The 15,290-nt window shown below is 69.9% G+C and carries 11 protein-coding genes; 4 read left to right on the top strand and 7 right to left on the bottom strand.

The features are described from left to right. Together VF665_RS02655 and VF665_RS02650 are read left to right on the top strand one after the other, a co-directional pair. A partial coding sequence (locus VF665_RS02655; protein ID WP_331051850.1) for a Clp protease N-terminal domain-containing protein occupies positions 1–391 on the top strand: 391 nt, incomplete at its 5' end. 179 nt (positions 392–570) lie between these two features. Further along, positions 571–1,935, top strand: coding sequence for an ATP-binding protein (locus VF665_RS02650; RefSeq protein ID WP_331051851.1), 1,365 nt, complete (start codon positions 571–573; stop codon positions 1,933–1,935). 440 nt (positions 1,936–2,375) lie between these two features. Here VF665_RS02650 and zwf read toward each other — a convergent pair whose 3' ends face one another. The 7 genes from zwf to VF665_RS02615 form a co-directional block, all read right to left on the bottom strand. Next, the gene (gene zwf / locus VF665_RS02645) at positions 2,376–3,986 is read right to left on the bottom strand and encodes a glucose-6-phosphate dehydrogenase (RefSeq protein ID WP_331051849.1); all 1,611 of its coding nucleotides are present in this window, start codon (positions 3,984–3,986) and stop codon (positions 2,376–2,378) included. Beyond that, positions 3,983–4,906 (bottom strand): phosphogluconate dehydrogenase (NAD(+)-dependent, decarboxylating), encoded by a 924-nt coding sequence (gene gnd / locus VF665_RS02640; RefSeq protein WP_331051848.1) that lies wholly within the window; start codon positions 4,904–4,906, stop codon positions 3,983–3,985. Before gnd ends, zwf begins: the two co-directional genes overlap by 4 nt. 305 nt (positions 4,907–5,211) lie before the next feature. After that, positions 5,212–6,048 carry a DUF4097 family beta strand repeat-containing protein gene (locus VF665_RS02635; RefSeq protein WP_331051847.1) on the bottom strand — a complete coding sequence of 279 codons (837 nt, stop codon included), beginning with the start codon at positions 6,046–6,048 and terminating at the stop codon, positions 5,212–5,214. A gap of 548 nt (positions 6,049–6,596) precedes the next feature. Beyond that, a complete protein-coding gene (tal, locus tag VF665_RS02630; RefSeq protein WP_331051846.1) occupies positions 6,597–7,769 on the bottom strand; it encodes a transaldolase in 1,173 nt (390 codons plus the stop codon). 91 nt (positions 7,770–7,860) lie between these two features. Next, positions 7,861–9,945 carry a transketolase gene (gene tkt, locus VF665_RS02625; RefSeq protein ID WP_331051845.1) on the bottom strand — a complete coding sequence of 695 codons (2,085 nt, stop codon included), beginning with the start codon at positions 9,943–9,945 and terminating at the stop codon, positions 7,861–7,863. A gap of 336 nt (positions 9,946–10,281) precedes the next feature. Beyond that, a complete protein-coding gene (locus tag VF665_RS02620; protein ID WP_331051844.1) occupies positions 10,282–11,772 on the bottom strand; it encodes a gluconokinase in 1,491 nt (496 codons plus the stop codon). Between the two features lie 99 nt (positions 11,773–11,871). After that, positions 11,872–13,026 (bottom strand): PRC-barrel domain-containing protein, encoded by a 1,155-nt coding sequence (locus VF665_RS02615; protein WP_331051843.1) that lies wholly within the window; start codon positions 13,024–13,026, stop codon positions 11,872–11,874. A 674-nt stretch (positions 13,027–13,700) separates the two neighbouring features. Between VF665_RS02615 and VF665_RS02610 the strand changes: the two genes are divergently transcribed. Then, positions 13,701–14,090 (top strand): PAS domain-containing protein, encoded by a 390-nt coding sequence (locus VF665_RS02610; RefSeq protein WP_331051842.1) that lies wholly within the window; start codon positions 13,701–13,703, stop codon positions 14,088–14,090. 102 nt (positions 14,091–14,192) lie between these two features. After that, positions 14,193–15,173, top strand: coding sequence for a UV DNA damage repair endonuclease UvsE (gene uvsE / locus VF665_RS02605; RefSeq protein ID WP_331051841.1), 981 nt, complete (start codon positions 14,193–14,195; stop codon positions 15,171–15,173). The last annotated feature ends 117 nt before the right edge of the window (positions 15,174–15,290 follow it).

Genomic DNA, 15,290 nt, shown 5'->3' with positions numbered 1-15,290 from the left:
AACCGAGCAGGCCAAGGCGGCGAATGCCACCGCGGTGCACGCAGAGCACGTGCTGCTGGCGCTGCTGGCCGATGCGGAGGGCCTGGTGGCGCGCGCCTTTGCGCAGCTGGGCCATCCGGTGGACGACATGCGGCGGCGCGTGCAGCACGCCTCGCCGCCGCGTCCGTGGGGGCTGCGCGCGCCCGTGCTCCCGTTCGCGGATGACGTAAAGGGCGCCATCGAGTTCGCCATGATCGAGGCGCGCGCCGCGGGGCGAATGCAGGTGGGCGCCGCGGAGCTGGTGATGGGCGTCGTGCAGTCGCCGCGCGGTGCGCCCATCCGTGTGCTCGCCATCATGGACGTCACCCCCGCCGCCCTCCGCGCCGCCCTCAAGGCCGCCGCCGCGGAGTAAGGCCAAACTCCGCCTCCCGCAGACGTGCGGAGGCGGACCGCCAACTCCCGCGAGATGAGCTGTCGATCCCTTCCCATGTGCCGTGCAATCCATGCCGCTACGCGGTCCGGCTGGACGGTAGCGGGATGCGGGGAGGCGTTGCCGGCGATTCACCATCTTACGATCGGGGTTTGATCCAGATGACCGAGGTGTTCCTGACTCCCGATTTGCGGGAGGGTGAACAGATCGAGTTCAAGGTCAAGTGGAACGACAAGGCCGTCGAGGATCTCTGCGCGTTCGCGAATACGCGGGGCGGGAACCTGTTCGTGGGGATCGACGATGACCGGACCGTCGCGGGAATGAGCGGGTCGGACGCGGAGATGCAGTCGATTACCAGCGCGATCTCCAACACCCTCGGAATCTCGCCTCGGGTCGAGTGGGGTACGGCCGAGGGCAAGACAATCCTGGTGATCAGCGTGGAGCCTACCGACTGGGTGGTGGCATGCAAGGGGCGTCACTACACACGTGTCGGCAGCACCAACCGAGAGATGCCCCGGGAGGAGCTTACCCGGCGCATGCTCCGGCAGATCGGCAGCTCCTGGGATGCATTGACGACTTCGGCCAGTATCGACGAGATCGACACTGATTCGCTCCGTCGCTTCGCCGCGCTCAGCAAGCCACGCATTCCGTATCTCGATCCAGACCAGCCGTCCGAAATCGTGCTGGACAAGCTGGATCTGGTACGCGAAGGCAGCCTCACCCATGCGGGGCTGCTGCTGTTTGGCCGCGAACCGCAGCGCTCGTACCGCACCGCGCTGGTCCGGATCGCTCGCGTTCACGACGGGGAGATCCTCAGCGAGCATGTTCAGACCGGCAACCTGTTTGCCCAACTGGACGGGGTGATGGATGCGCTCCGGACCCGCTTTCTCGACGTCCGATACGAGATGCCCTCTTCGGGGAGCGGTGTGGAAGGGATGCAGCGCCAGGAGATCTGGGAGTACCCTTACGTAGCCCTCCGCGAAGCGATCAACAACGCCCTGGTTCACCGCGACTACATGGTGCCCGGCGATATCCAGATCCGGCTCTACGACGATCGCCTGGAGATCTGGAATCCGGGTCCCCTGATCAACGATCTCGATCCGGCGCTGCTGCGCATTGACCCGCACCCGTCCAGGCGTCGCAACGAACTCATCGCGGAGATCTTCCACGCAGCAGGCTTGATCGAGCGTTGGGGCACCGGAACTCTTCGTATGATCAAGGCTTGCCGGCAGCAGGATCTGCCGGAGCCGGAGTTCGTCGACAAGGAGGGAGGCGGGTTCAAGGTGATCTTCCGAAGGGATCGGTACTCGGCGGATCAGCTGCGGAGGCTGGAGTTGAACGAGCGGCAGATCCAGGCGGTGCTATCCTTGAGGGCTGGTGGGGTGATCAGCAACTCCGAGTACCAGAACCTCACTGGGTCTGAGAAGCGCACTGCGTCGCGAGACCTTACCGACCTCGTGGACCGGGGGATCTTTGAGCGTGTGGGTTCAACAGGACGTGGTGTTCGGTATCGCGTACGACGTTAGTCGGGCAGAAGAGGTGCTGCCGCACTACCTTGGTAGTGTACTCGCTTCATCTCAGGCCGGCGCGGGGCTGAACGGACGGAAAACGTGCCAGCAAGGGGCCTAACGGGACATCCGGGTCCGGCATCCTCCATCCCGCAGCTTTCGCCGCACAACGGCTAACCCGCCGAGATCTGGTGTGCCAACCTGGCGGGCTCATCGGGAGTAAAGGAGTCAGGTAAGGGACAATGGGGACAGGCTAGCAAACCCAACCCGCGACCTGCACGAGACCAGCGTTCCGCGTGGGCTACGGTTAGCCTGAGTAGCCTGAATGTTTCGATACTCCCACCCTCATCTCGCTTCACCTGATCCATTCGAACCGAGCATGGAAGTCCTGCCTCATGGAATGCGTTCCACGAGGCAGGATCTTCTATTTCTCAGGCGCGTGCACTCCCGCACTTCCATCACCCCGTCGGCTCGTGCCAGCTCCGCCCCTCGCGGCCCAGCAGTTCGTCCGCGCACGCGGGGCCCCACGAGCCGGCCGGGTACGGGTCCGGCTCGCCGCCCGCCTCCCAGGCCTGCAGAATGGGGGTGATGAGCGTCCACGCGGCCTCCACTTCGTCGCGCCGCGCAAACAGGGTGGCGTCGCCCAGCATGGCGTCAAGCAGCAGCCGCTGGTACGCCTCCGGCGACTCCGCTCCCTCAAAGGCGCTGGTGTACTTCATGTCCATGCTTACCGGGCGCAGCGGGCCGCGGATGCCGGGCACCTTGGCCTCAAAAAAGAGCGAGATCCCCTCGTCAGGCTGAATGTGCAGCACCAGCGCGTTGGGTGCGGGCGGATCATCCTGCACCAGGTCGCGCACGGGGTGCGGCGCCGGGCGAAAGCGGATCACCACCTCGCTCTGCTTGGCCTTGAGCCGCTTGCCCGTCCGCAGGTAGAAGGGCACGCCGGCCCACCGCCAGTTGTCCACCAGCAGCCGCAACGCCGCGAACGTTTCCGTCCGCGACCCCTCCGGCACGTCCTTCTCGTCGCGGTACCCCGGCATGGGCTCGCCCTCCGCCCCCTCGGCCGACGCCGCGTACTGCCCGCGCACCGCGTGGCGCCCCAGGTCGTCGCCCTGCAGCAGGGGGATCGCCTGCAGCACCTTCACCTTTTCGTTGCGGATGCTGTCCGCGTCGTACGAGGCGGGCGGCTCCATGGCCACCAGGGTAAGGATCTGCAACAGGTGGCTCTGGATCATGTCGCGCAGCGCGCCGCTGCGGTCGTAGTAGCCCGCGCGCGACTCCACGCCCACCGTTTCGCTGACGGTGATCTGCACGTGGTCCACGTAGTTGCGGCCCCAGAGCGGTTCCCAGATGGTGTTGGCGAAGCGGAACACCAGCAGGTTCTGCAGCGTTTCCTTGCCCAGGTAGTGGTCGATGCGAAAGATCTGCGGCTCGGCGAACACCTTGAGCAGCGACGCGTTGAGCGCCCGCGCGCTGTCCAGGTCGCGCCCGAACGGCTTTTCGACGATGATGCGGGTGTAGCAGGCATCTTCCGGATGGCACACCAGGCCCGCGCGCCCCAGCCCCTCCGCCGTCTGCGCCACCACGCTGGGGGGCAGCGCCAGGTAGAACAGCCGGTTGCCCTGCGTGCCGCAGTCGCGGTCCACCTCGCGCAGCACTGTGGCGAGCTGCACGAATGTGGCGGGATCGTCCGTGCTGCCGCCCACGAAGCGAAGGCGGTGCGAGAACTTCTCCCACTCGGCCGCGTCCGGCTCTTCGGCGAACTCGGCGAGCGCGGCCCGCATGCGCTCGCGAAAGTCGCCGTCGTCCGTGGCTTCGCGCGCGTTGCCCACGATGGCGAAGTCGTCCGGCAGCATCCCTTCCTGCCGCAGCCGCCAGAGCGCGGGCATGAGCTTGCGCCGCATGAGGTCGCCCGTGGCGCCAAAGACCACGAGGGCCAGGGGCTCCGGGGTGCGCGCCCGGCCCAGCGGCGCCACCATGGGGGTGCGCAGCGGCGTTTCGCCCTGCGGGCCTGCGCTGGGAACGTCGCCCAGCGCCTCGGGCGGGGCGGTGAGTTGGGTGTCGCTCATGCCTGGGGCGGCTCCGGCGCGCCGGTCTTGATGGCGTGCCCGCCAAACTGGTTGCGCAGTGCCGCGATCACCTGCGCGCCGTACGACTCCTCCTGCCGCGAGCGGAAACGCGCCTGCAAGGCCAGCGTGATGACGGGCGCGGGCACGTCCAGCTCCATGGCGGTCTCCACCGTCCACCGCCCTTCGCCGCTGTCGGCCACCCACCCGCGGATGTTCTCCAGCGCCTGCCCTTCCTGCGCGTAGGCGCGCTCCAGCAGCTCCAGCAGCCAGGAGCGCACCACGCTGCCGTGGTTCCACAGCCCGGCGATGCGCTGAAGGTCCAGTTCCATCCCGGACTTCTCCAGGATCTCAAAGCCTTCGGCGTAGGCCTGCAGCAGGCCGTACTCGATGCCGTTGTGCACCATCTTGGTGAAGTGCCCGGCTCCGCTGGCGCCCACGTGCAGGTAGCCATCGGGCGGGGCCAGGGTGCGGAACGCGGGCTCGCAGACGGCCACGGACTGCGGCGTGCCGCCCACCATGAGGCAGTAGCCGTTTTCCAGCCCCCAGATGCCGCCGCTGGTGCCCGCGTCCACGAAGCCGATGCCGCGCTTCTCCAGTTCGGCGGCGCGGCGCTGGCTGTCCTTGTAGTTGCTGTTGCCGCCGTCAATGAGCACGTCGCCCGGCGCGCCGCGGTCGGCCAGGTCGCTGAGCACCTGCTCCGTGGGGTGCCCGGCGGGCACCATGACCCACACGGCGCGGGGCGCCTGCAGCTTCTGCATCAGCTCGTCCAGCGAGGCGGCCGGCTCGGCGCCGGCGGCCTGGGCCACCTGCGCGGTGACCGCCGGGTCACGGTCGTACACCACCACCTGGTGGCCGCCGCGGGTAAGCCGCTGCGCCATGTTTCCGCCCATCTTGCCCAGCCCCACCATGCCCAGCCGCATCCTGTCCCCCCGCGCGTGTGTTGTGTCGGCATCCAGCAAACAACGCGATGCAAAACCCGTCCCCGGCGCGGTTGTGCGCGCAGCGGAGTAGAACCGCGTCTCCCACGGAGATCACGGAGGTCCACGGGGTCCACGGAGGAACAACGGTGAACCACGGAACGCTTCCCCCGTGCTGTACCGTGATCTCCGTGCAACCTCTGCGTCCTCCGTGAGAGACGGGTTTTCTGTTAGCGGAACCAGAGGACAACGAAAGCGAGGCGCCCCGCGTGGAGCGCCTCGCCTGGTTCATCGCAGTGGATCGTGCGTCAGATTTCGGTGATGGTCACCGGGCCGTTGGTGGTCACGGCGCGGATCGGCGGGCCGCCGCCGTTCAGCTCCATGTCCACCGGCGCCGGGCGGCTCCACGGGCGGCGGTTGTCGTCATCGTCGCCGCGGCGGCGCATGGACGAGGGGACGCGGATGGGGCCGTGCACGGTGCTGGCCCGCAGGTGCGCGCCGTAGCCCCGCGGAATGCGCACGCTCACCGGGCCGTTGGTGGTCTGCACGTCCAGCCCGCCGCCCCGCCACGCGCGGCCGGCCAGCGTCACGTTCACCGGCCCGTTCGTCGTGCGGCCGTTCACGTCGCCCGACACGTCTACCAGGTTCAGCGGGCCGTTGGTGGCGCGCAGCCGCATGGTTCCCGCCACGCCTTCCACGCGGATGGGCCCGTTGTGCGTATCCAGCGTAAGGCTGGTGCGCGCCGGCACCATGATCTCGTAGCTCACCGCCCAGCTGCGGCCGCGCATTCCGCTCGTCGACGGGCCGGAGGCGGTGATGGTGGACCCGGAGGCGTTCACACGGACGGCCCGCGCCAGTTCGCGCGCATCCTCGTCCGTCCGCGCGTAGGTCTGCACGCGCGACCGCACCACCACCTCGCGCCCCTCGTACGCCCGCACCGAGACGCCGCCGTTGGTTCCGGCATCCACCGTGAGCGAACCGTTGGCGGGCATGCGGCTTTCGCGCACCTCGCAAAAGCTGCGGCGGTCGTTGTCGCCGTTGTTGTAGCGGCTCCAGTTGCGGCAGCCCTCGTCGGTCTGGGCGTGGCCGGGAACGGCGAACGCCAGGGCGGCGGCAAGGGGAAGTAGACGGGCGGCGACGCGCATCGGATCGGCTCCGGAATCAGGGTTGGGCTCGGGCCGCGGCATCCGCCGCCGCCCTGCACACACTCAGATGCGGTCCACCCCGCGATGGTTTGAAGACGGTGGACGGCGGATGCGGAACGGACCGCATCCCGATCCGGGACGCGGTCCGTTCACCCCGGCGCAGCGCACCGGTACAGACGATCGGCCGTGGAGTGTCCGGGCGGATGAACGCCGTCCACATCAAGGGTCGAGCACATGAAGCCGAAGCACTGAGCAGGCTCCCGTTCACTCCCTCAGCCGATCGCGACAGGCCACATCCGCCCGTCTGCTACGCGATATGTAGCAACCGTTGGACCACGGCGCGCAGATCGGGACCATTCCGCGCATCCCCCACAGCCATATCGGCTTACGAAAATCCTTGACCCGCGGGATAGGAACCGTCGTGAGGCATCTGCGGGACATTTCGCGACACAGACGTCACAGAACACGCCGAAAGTGGATGCCGGATACAGCGGCGCCCCGGTCCGCCGAGGGGGACCGGGGCGCCGCGTCCTGCACACGCCGGAAGCTCAGGCGCTCTGCGCCACGCGCGACAGCTTGCCGCCCACGGACTCGATCATCTCGCGGAACGACTGGGTGAACTTGTCCACGCCCTCGCGCTGCAGCTGGTCCGTCACCGCGTCCAGGTCGATCCCCGCCTCCGCGAGCGCGGCGAGGTCCGCACGGGCGCCGTCCACGTCCTGGTCCACCGTGGCGCGCGCCACGCCGTGGTCGCCGAACGCCTCCACCGTCGCGAGCGGCATGGTGTTCACCGTGTCGCGCCCGATGAGCTCTTCCACGTAGATGACGTCGCGGTAGTCCGGGTTCTTGGTGCTGGTGCTGGCCCACAGCGGCCGCTGCACCAGCGCCCCCGCCGCGCGAAGCCGCTCCCACCGCTCGCCGCTGAACACTTCGCGGAAGCGCGCGTAGGCCAGCTTGGCGTTGGCGATGGCCGCCTTGCCGCGCAGCGCGAGCACCCGGTCGCGCTTGCCGGATTCCTTCTCCGCGATCTTCTCCAGCTGCCCGTCGATGGCCGAGTCCACCCGCGACACAAAGAACGACGCCACCGAGGCCACGCGCTCCAGCGGCTGCCCGGCGGCGTGCCGCTTCTCCAGCCCGCGCAGGTACGCCTCCATCACCTTCTCGTGGCTGGCGACGGAGAACAGGAGGGTGACGTTGACGTTGAAGCCGTCCGCGATCAGCTGCTCGATGGCGGGAATGCCGGCGTCCGTCCCCGGCACCTTGATCATCAGGTTGGGCCGGTCCACGGCCTTCCACAGGCGGCGCGCCTCTTCCAGCGTGCCGGCGGTGTCGTGCGCCAGCTCCGGCGACACTTCCAGCGACACGAATCCGTCCGCGCCCTGCGCCTTGTCGTACACCTCGCGGAACAGGTCGCAGGCGGCACGGATGTCTTCCACGGCCAGCGCCTCGTACGCGGCGGATCCCTGCGTGCCCTTTGCCGCCAGCGCCGTGAGCGCGTCGTCGTAGTCGTCGCTGTCCCCCATCGCCTGCTCAAAGATGGAGGGATTGCTGGTGATGCCGCGCAGGTCGTAGCTGCGGATCATCTCCTTGAGCTCGCCGTTGGCCAGAATGCCGCGGCGGATGTAGTCCAGCCACACGCTCTGCCCCAGCGTGTGCAGCTCGTGCAGCGGATTGCCCTTGGCCTCCACGGCGTCGGTCGGGTGCTCGGTATCGGTCGCCATCGGTGCGTCTCCCAGGAAAGAAGTGCGGAAGTGCGATGTGCGTGAGTGCGTGAGTGCGAGGGAGTTCACCCCGCACTCACGCACCCAGCACTCACGCACTCTTTTCGTCCGTGCCGTGCGCGGTGGGGCCGGCGTCCCGGCCGGCCGCGCCCGCGTCCCCATCGCCCATGCCCAGCAGCCCCTTGGCCTTGGCGGCCACGTTCTCCGCGCTGAAGCCCAGCTCCTGGAACACCCGCGTGGCAGGCGCCGACGCGCCGAAGTGGCTGATGCCCACCACCTCGCCCTCGCCTACCCAGCGGTGCCAGCCCATGGGGTGCGCGGCCTCCACCGCCACCCGTGCCCGCACCTGCGGCGGAAGAATGCGGTCGCGGTACTCCTGGTCCTGCTTCGCGAACAGCGCCCAGCTGGGCATGCTCACCACCCGCGCGCGAACGCCGTCCGCCGCCAGCAGCTTCTGCGCGTCCAGCGCCAGCGAAAGCTCCGAGCCGCTGGCGATCAGGACGGCCTGCGGGGTTTCGCCGCCCTCCGCGTCCGCCAGAATGTAGGCCCCGTGCCGCAGCCCGGCGGCGGCTCCGAGCGTGTCGCGGTCCAGGTGCGGCAGCGCCTGCCGGGTGAGCGCCATGAAGATGGGGCCGTCCGTGTGCTCCATGGCAAAGCGCCACGCCTCCGCCGTCTCGTTGGCGTCGCCGGGGCGGAAGTCGATCAAGCCGGGAATGGCGCGCAGCGCGGGAAGCTGCTCGATGGGCTGGTGCGTGGGGCCGTCCTCGCCCAGCCCCACCGAATCGTGCGTGTAGATGTAGATGGTGGGCTGCTCCATCAGCGCCGCCAGGCGCACCGCCGGCCGCATGTAGTCGCTGAAGATGAGGAAGGTGGCCCCGTACGGGCGCACGCCGCCGTGCAGCGCCATGCCGTTCATGGCCGAGCCCATGGCGTGCTCGCGCACCCCGTAGTGCAGGTTGCGGCCGCCGTAGTTTTCGGGCCCGTAGCTTTCCTCGTCCGCAATGAGCGTGTTGGTGCTCCCCGCCAGGTCCGCCGAGCCGCCGATGAGCCACGGGACGTGCCTGGCGATGGCGTTCAGCGCCTTGCCCGAGGCCGCGCGGGTCGCGATCGGCTTGTCGTCCTTGGTCCACGTGGGCAGGTCCGCGTCCCACCCCTCGGGCAGCGTGCGGTTCAGCGCGGATTCCAGCGCGGCCGCCGCGTCGCCGTGCGCCTGGCGATACGCGTCGTACCGGCCCTGCCACTCGCGCTGCATCTCCGCCCCGCGCTCCACCGCCTGGCGCATGTGGTTCAGCGCCTCGTCGGGCACAAAGAACGAGTCCGTGGTGGGCCAGCCCAGGTTCTGCTTGGTCTTTACGATCTCTTCGGCGCCCAGCGGCTCGCCGTGCGCTTTTTCGGACCCGGCCTTGTTGGGCGAGCCGAAGCCGATGATGGTGCGGACGGAGATCAGCGACGGGCGGGGATCGGCCTTGGCGGCGCGGATGGCGGCGTCGATGGCCTCCAGGTCGTTGCCGTCTTCCACGCGCTGGTGGTGCCAGCCGTAGCCCTCGAAGCGCTTGCCCATGTCCTCGGTAAAGGCGAGGTCGGTGCTGCCTTCGATGGTGATCTTGTTGTCGTCCCAGAAGTAGATGAGCTTGCCCAGCCCCAGGTGCCCGGCCATGGACGCGGCCTCGGCGGCCACGCCCTCCATCAGGTCGCCGTCGCTGCAGATGGCGTACACGTGATGGTCGATCACCTCGTGCCCCGGGCGGTTGTAGCGCGCGGCCAGGTGCGCCTCGGCCATCGCCATCCCCACCCCCGTGGCGAAGCCCTGCCCCAGCGGCCCGGTGGTGGTTTCCACGCCCGGCGTCATTCCGTACTCCGGATGGCCGGGCGTCTTGCTTTCCCACTGCCGGAAGTTCTTGAGGTCGTCCAGCGCGAGGTCGTAGCCGCTGAGGTAGAGCAGCGAGTACAGCAGCATGGACGCGTGCCCGCAGCTCAGCACGAACCGGTCGCGGTCAATCCATTTGGGATCGCGCGGGTTGTGGCGCAGGTGGCGCGTCCAGATCACGTAGGCGAGGGGCGCCAGCGCCATGGGCGTGCCCGGGTGGCCGGAGTTGGCCGCCTGCACCGCGTCCATGGACAGCGTGCGGATGGTGTTGATGCTGAGCTGGTCCAGCCCGCCGTTCTGATTCGCCATCAGGGTGTTCCGGTTGTGTGGATGGTACCGCCGCGATGCTGCCAGGTCGCGCTCCGCAGTGCGGATCGGGACGGGAGGGTCGCGTGCTCGTCGCCGTGCCACGCTCGGCGGAAAGCAGATCCTTCGTCGGCGCAGAATCCGGATCGCGCGGACGCCCCGGCCACGCCTCCTCAGGATGACAGATTCCGGGGCGGCCGCGTCTTCGTCGCGGCCCTGTCATTCTGAGCCGGCGGCGCCGCGCGTTGAGGGGCGCGGGTCCGTGCGCGACGGAAGAGTCCAGCGTGCGCCGGGCCGACTGCGCGAACCGCGCCGGGCCTCGCCCCGCGCTACGTTCGCTCACTCGCCGGGGATGCCGGTGCCTGAAGCGCCTGCGGAGCGCACGTTCCGGTAGATCTCGTGCGCGGTGGCGTCCGGCATCAGCCGCTCGCCGTCCGCGGAGGACGGCACGTACGCGGAGGCGTCCGCCAGCGCGCCCAGCCGCTCCAGCGCCAGCAGGGCGGCGCCGTGCATGGTGCTTTCCGGGTCCGCCGAAAGCCGCAGCGGGCGCCCGAACACGTCCGCCACGATGCGGGCCCAGGCGGGGGACGCAGCAAGCGCGCCGCCCCCGGCCACCACCTCGTCCGCGGGCCCGAACGCGGCCTCCACCGCGTCCAGCGCATCGGCCATGGCGAACGCCTCCGCCTCCAGCCACGCGCGAACGATCTCCAGCGGCCCCGTCGCGAGCGTGATCCCCGCCAGCGAGGCGGTGGGCGGGCCGGGCGGCTCCGGCGGCCGCTCCGCCACCAGCCGCGGCACCACCGTGAGCCGGTGCGCGCCGGGCACCATCTCCGCCAGCCGCGCCTCCAGCTCGTCCGCGGGCGGCAGGGCGAGCGTGCGGCGCAGCCAGTCGAACCCGTTGCCGCCGTTGCTGAGCGCCCGGCCGCACACGGTGCGCCGCGCGTCCACCCGGTAGCACCACAGCCCGGGCGGAACCACGGGGTCCGCGTCCGCGCGCAGCACCCGCACCGCCGCCGAGGTGCCCACCGTCATTCCCACGCGCGCGCCGGACGCGCGGGTGCCCAGGCTGGCGCACGCGCCGTCGCCCAGCGCCGGGAACCAGGGCACGCCCGCCAGCTCCGGCCACCGCGCGGCGAAGGGGGACCGCAGCCCGCGCACGGGCTCGTCGCGGAGGGCGGGAAGCTGGTCCGCGCCGATGCCGGCGACGCGCAGCATCTCGTCGTCCCACACGCCGCGGCGCAGGTCCAGCAGCCCGGTGCCGCTCGCCATGGAAAGCGACGTGCGCGCCTGGCCGAACAGCCGCAGCGCGACCAGCTCGCCCAGGCTTCCCCAGACGGCGGCGCGCGGCAAGGTATCGCCCGGCGCGGCGCCCAGCCAGACCAGCCTGGCGGCGGGATACAGCCCGTGCACAAAGCACCCCGTCCGCTGGTGCACCGCGCGTGCATCCACCCGCTCCCGGATCTGCGCGGCCGCAATGGAGGCACGCGCGTCGCCCCAGCCGTACAGCGGCGTGAGCACCTCGCCCTCCGCGCCGAACCCCGCCAGCCCGTGCCAGAACACCGCCATCGCCACCGCGGCGGGGCGCACCCCGGCGGCGCGCCCGGCGAGCATCGCATCGTCGATGGCGCCCAGCGCGGCATTCAGCAGCGCCTCCGGATCGGCGGTCAGCCCGCCGTCCGGCGTGACCGTCCACGAGCACGGCCGCCGCGCCGGGTTGCCGGGGAGCGCATCGCCCGCGCCGTCGTACCACCACGCGCGGACGGAGGACGAGCCCGCGTCCACGCACAGAATCCAGGGATCCGGCCGGCCGGCGAGGGAGAGGGTGTTCATCGCGGCGGAATCTACGGAGTGCGCGGCGGTCCGGCTACGACGAACGGGGCGCCCCCGCCGTGCGGCGAGAGCGCCCCGTCCCCCATCCGCCGGGGCGGATTACATGTTGCCGGTTCCGCCCAGGCCGCGGTTCTCGTGGTCTTCCCGCAGCCGCTCGGTGGCGTCCTGCGCCGCGCGGCGGGTGGCTTCCTGGTCCGCGCCGCCCTCGGCGGCACCGCGGCGCGCGCCGTAGAAGCGGTTGTCGTCGAACGCGTCGGACGAGTAGAAGTCCTCGTCGGAGTTGTGCATGTAGTCCGACCCGGCCAGCCCCGCGCGGTGGCTCAGGTCACCGCGAATCTCGCGCGCCTCGCCCGACAGCCCGGTGGCGGGGCTCACGCCGCCGCCGGCCGACGACGCGCCCATGGCGCCCGTGGACCCGGACGCGGACATCCCGCCCGTGGATCCACCCATCCCGCCGGTGGACGCACCCATGCTTCCGGTCGATCCGCCGGCCGACATTCCGCCCGTGGATCCGCCCATCCCTGCGGTGGACGCACCCATGCTCCCGGTCGATCCGCCGGTGGACGCGCCCATCCCCGTCGATCCGCCCGCCGACATCCCCGTCGTGCCGCCCAGGTCCGAGCCGGCGCTGCGGATGCCCGCCGCCGCGTCCGACATCCCCGTGCCGCCCAGGGGCGTGCCGGAGGCGTGCATCCCCATGCCGGTGGTGGTGCCCGGCGTGTGGTTCAGCCCGGCGGTGTCAATGCCGCCGCCCACGTCCAGCGCGCCCGCCGTCCCCGCCTCCACGCCGGAGCCCAGCCCCACCTGCCCCGCGGTGCTCAGCCCGCCGGCCATGGTTGCGTCCGTGCTGGTGGCCGTGCGCGTCTGGCTGGGACGGGTGAAGTGGTCGCGCACCGCCGTCTCGTGCTCGCGGGTGATGCCCGTGGCGCGGTCGTACGCGGGGATGGCGTGCAGGTCCGCCGACGACACCCCCTCCACGGTGATCGAGTCGCGCTCGCGCTCCAGCCGCGCGTAGCCGATGGGGATCAGGACGTGGCGATCGCCCGCGCCGGCCATCAGCGTGTCATCCACGTCCACCTCCAGGTAGCGCACCTTCATGGCGGTGGTGTCCACCAGCAGTTCCTCCACCTCGCCGATCTTACGCCCGTCGGAGGCCATCACCTCCCAGCCGCGCACGTCGGGATCGCCCTCGGCCACCTTGTAGTCGTTCAGCCGGCCGAGCGGAACCACCCTGTCCATGTTGTTGTCTGCCATCGGGATCTCCCTTGGTTTCGGATCGGGGGCACGTCACCGGAGGGCTGCCGCGAACCTGCACGAATCCGTGCGTTCTGCCGGAGCACCGGGGCGCGACGGCTGTGCAACCCGCGTTCCACGCCCTCCGCGCGGACCGGGGAGGGCGCCGCGACGAAGTGGCGCAATCAGCGCCGTTTCGAGCCGCGGGATGGCCGGCGCTCCTGCGAGGCCATCATCCCCGGGGGGAATCGCGGCTGCACCGGACGACGCGCCCGGTGCCGCAGCCAGGCGCCCGCGCTGAGTTTTCCGAATTTTTCGGGAGGGCACCGTGTCCGTTGCGGCGGGATGTCCAGCGGCTCCGCAAGGGTTCGTCCATCCTCCGTCGTCCCTGACCGCTACACAACGTCCGTCGCGCGGACATCCGGCCCCGGGCGCCGGGCTCTGCCCTGCACCGTCCGCCGCGCGTCCGTTCACATAACCCGGGAGATGCCTGGACTCTGCGGGGAAGCAATCTGGTCCTCGTCCCGCAAAGGCGTGGCGCTAAACGACGTACGCCGCAACCGTGAACACAGCTGCACAGACATTGGACAATCTGTCTACGAGGCGGTATGATTCTAGCACGTCAACGGAAACAGCTGTTACGAGATCGCGGAGCAGCCCAATGTCCCCCCTCTTCTGATCCGCAGGAGCATCTGATGCAGACTACCGCCACGCAGAGCACCAGCCAGGTACTGGAGCGCGCCGACGTCCTTACCCAGGACGAGCTCGACAACCTCCCCGTCGGTATGATCCAGCTGGACCGCAACGGCACGGTCCTCAAGTTCAACCAGACGGAGTCCAGCCTGGCCCGCGTGGAAAAGAGCGACGCCATCGGCAAGAGCTTCTTTGACGAAGTGGCGCCCTGCACCAAGGTGCAGCAGTTCTACGGCGCTTTTGTGACCGGCGTAGAGAAGCGCAACCTGCACACCGTGTTTCCATACCAGTTCCGGTTCCGTGACGGGCGCGAAAAGAACGTGGTGATCTCCATGTTCTACAGCGGCAGCACCGACACGGTGTGGGTTCTGGTGCAGCGCCCGCAGGCCTGAGCCGCGCGGCGGTACGTGTTCTGAACAGACCCGCGGGGGCGCGGTGCCACACGGCATCGCGCCCCCGTTTCTTCGTACGATCCACACGGACAGGGAGCAGGAATGGCCAAGCGCGAGTGGCCCCGGCGGCTGGGGTTCGCGGTCAAGGTGGTGGGGCGCGAGGGGCTCAAGAGCAACGACGCGCGGCGGTGGCAGAGCGGCCCGCACCTGCGCACCTCCATCGGCTACCTGCGCGAGGTGTTCGAGTACCTGGACGAGGTGGACATTCGCATGTACCGCATATCGTCGGACTTTGCGCCGTACTGCACACACCCGGACCTGCCGCAGTTCCACGGGCAGATTGCCGAGTGCTCGGGCGACCTGGCCGCGCTGGGGCGCATGGCCCGCGAGCGCGACATCCGCCTGTCGCTGCACCCCTCGCAGTTCGTGCTGCTTTCCGCGCAGGATCCCAGGATCAACGACAAGGGGATCTGGGACGTGAACTCGCAGGCGGAACTGCTGGACGCCATGGAGCAGGGGCCGGAGGCGGTGGTCATCATCCACATGGGCGGCGCGTATGGCGACAAGGACGCCGCCATCGCGCGCTTCATCGAGAACTGGCCGCGGCTGTCGGAATCCGGGAGGCGCCGGCTGGTGATTGAGAACGACGAGACGCTGTACACGGTGCAAGACTGCCTTCGGGTGCACGAGGCCACGGGCATCCGGCTGATCTTTGACCATCAGCACCACCTGCTGAACCCGGGAACGCTCACGCTGGGCGAGGCGTGCCGCGCGGCCATCGGCACGTGGCGCGACGGCGTGCAGCCCAAGATCCACTTCTCGTCGCCCAGGCTGGACTCGCGGACGGTGACGCGGGGCAAGAAGGAGGTGGCCGCGCCGCCGCTCCTGTCGCAGCACGCGGACTACGTGCACCCGTGGGAGTTCGCGGCGTTTCTGCGGGAAATGGGGGACGCCCCGTTCGACATCATGCTGGAAGCCAAGATGAAGGACGAAGCGCTGCTGAAGCTGCGCGCGGACATGGACAAGCTGAAGCTCTGGCCCGACCCGTCCGCGCCACCCGCGCGTGGGGCGGCGTGGCAGTAGGGCGGCAGCGGCGTCCGGCGCCCGCCTGAGCGGATGAACCCGCCGCTCACAACGCGCCACACCCCAAACGCGGCCCGCTGGCGGCAGGCGCGTAGAATCAGCACCTTCGGTCCCGTG

Origin of the sequence: Longimicrobium sp., assembly GCF_036387355.1 — a bacterium.
Lineage (GTDB): Bacteria > Gemmatimonadota > Gemmatimonadetes > Longimicrobiales > Longimicrobiaceae > Longimicrobium.
The sequence above is the reverse complement of the archived record's forward strand: the minus strand, read 5'-3'. Positions and strand labels throughout refer to the sequence as shown.

Bases quoted from the DNA above. Each gene is read 5' to 3' on its own strand.
- uvsE (WP_331051841.1), top strand. From the start codon at position 14,193: ATGGCCAAGCGCGAGTGGCCCCGGCGGCTGGGGTTCGCGGTCAAGGTG.
- VF665_RS02635 (WP_331051847.1), bottom strand. From the start codon at position 6,048: ATGCGCGTCGCCGCCCGTCTACTTCCCCTTGCCGCCGCCCTGGCGTTC.
- tkt (WP_331051845.1), bottom strand. From the start codon at position 9,945: ATGGCGAATCAGAACGGCGGGCTGGACCAGCTCAGCATCAACACCATC.
- VF665_RS02610 (WP_331051842.1), top strand. From the start codon at position 13,701: ATGCAGACTACCGCCACGCAGAGCACCAGCCAGGTACTGGAGCGCGCC.
- gnd (WP_331051848.1), bottom strand. From the start codon at position 4,906: ATGCGGCTGGGCATGGTGGGGCTGGGCAAGATGGGCGGAAACATGGCG.
- VF665_RS02650 (WP_331051851.1), top strand. From the start codon at position 571: ATGACCGAGGTGTTCCTGACTCCCGATTTGCGGGAGGGTGAACAGATC.
- VF665_RS02615 (WP_331051843.1), bottom strand. From the start codon at position 13,026: ATGGCAGACAACAACATGGACAGGGTGGTTCCGCTCGGCCGGCTGAAC.
- tal (WP_331051846.1), bottom strand. From the start codon at position 7,769: ATGGCGACCGATACCGAGCACCCGACCGACGCCGTGGAGGCCAAGGGC.
- VF665_RS02620 (WP_331051844.1), bottom strand. From the start codon at position 11,772: ATGAACACCCTCTCCCTCGCCGGCCGGCCGGATCCCTGGATTCTGTGC.
- zwf (WP_331051849.1), bottom strand. From the start codon at position 3,986: ATGAGCGACACCCAACTCACCGCCCCGCCCGAGGCGCTGGGCGACGTT.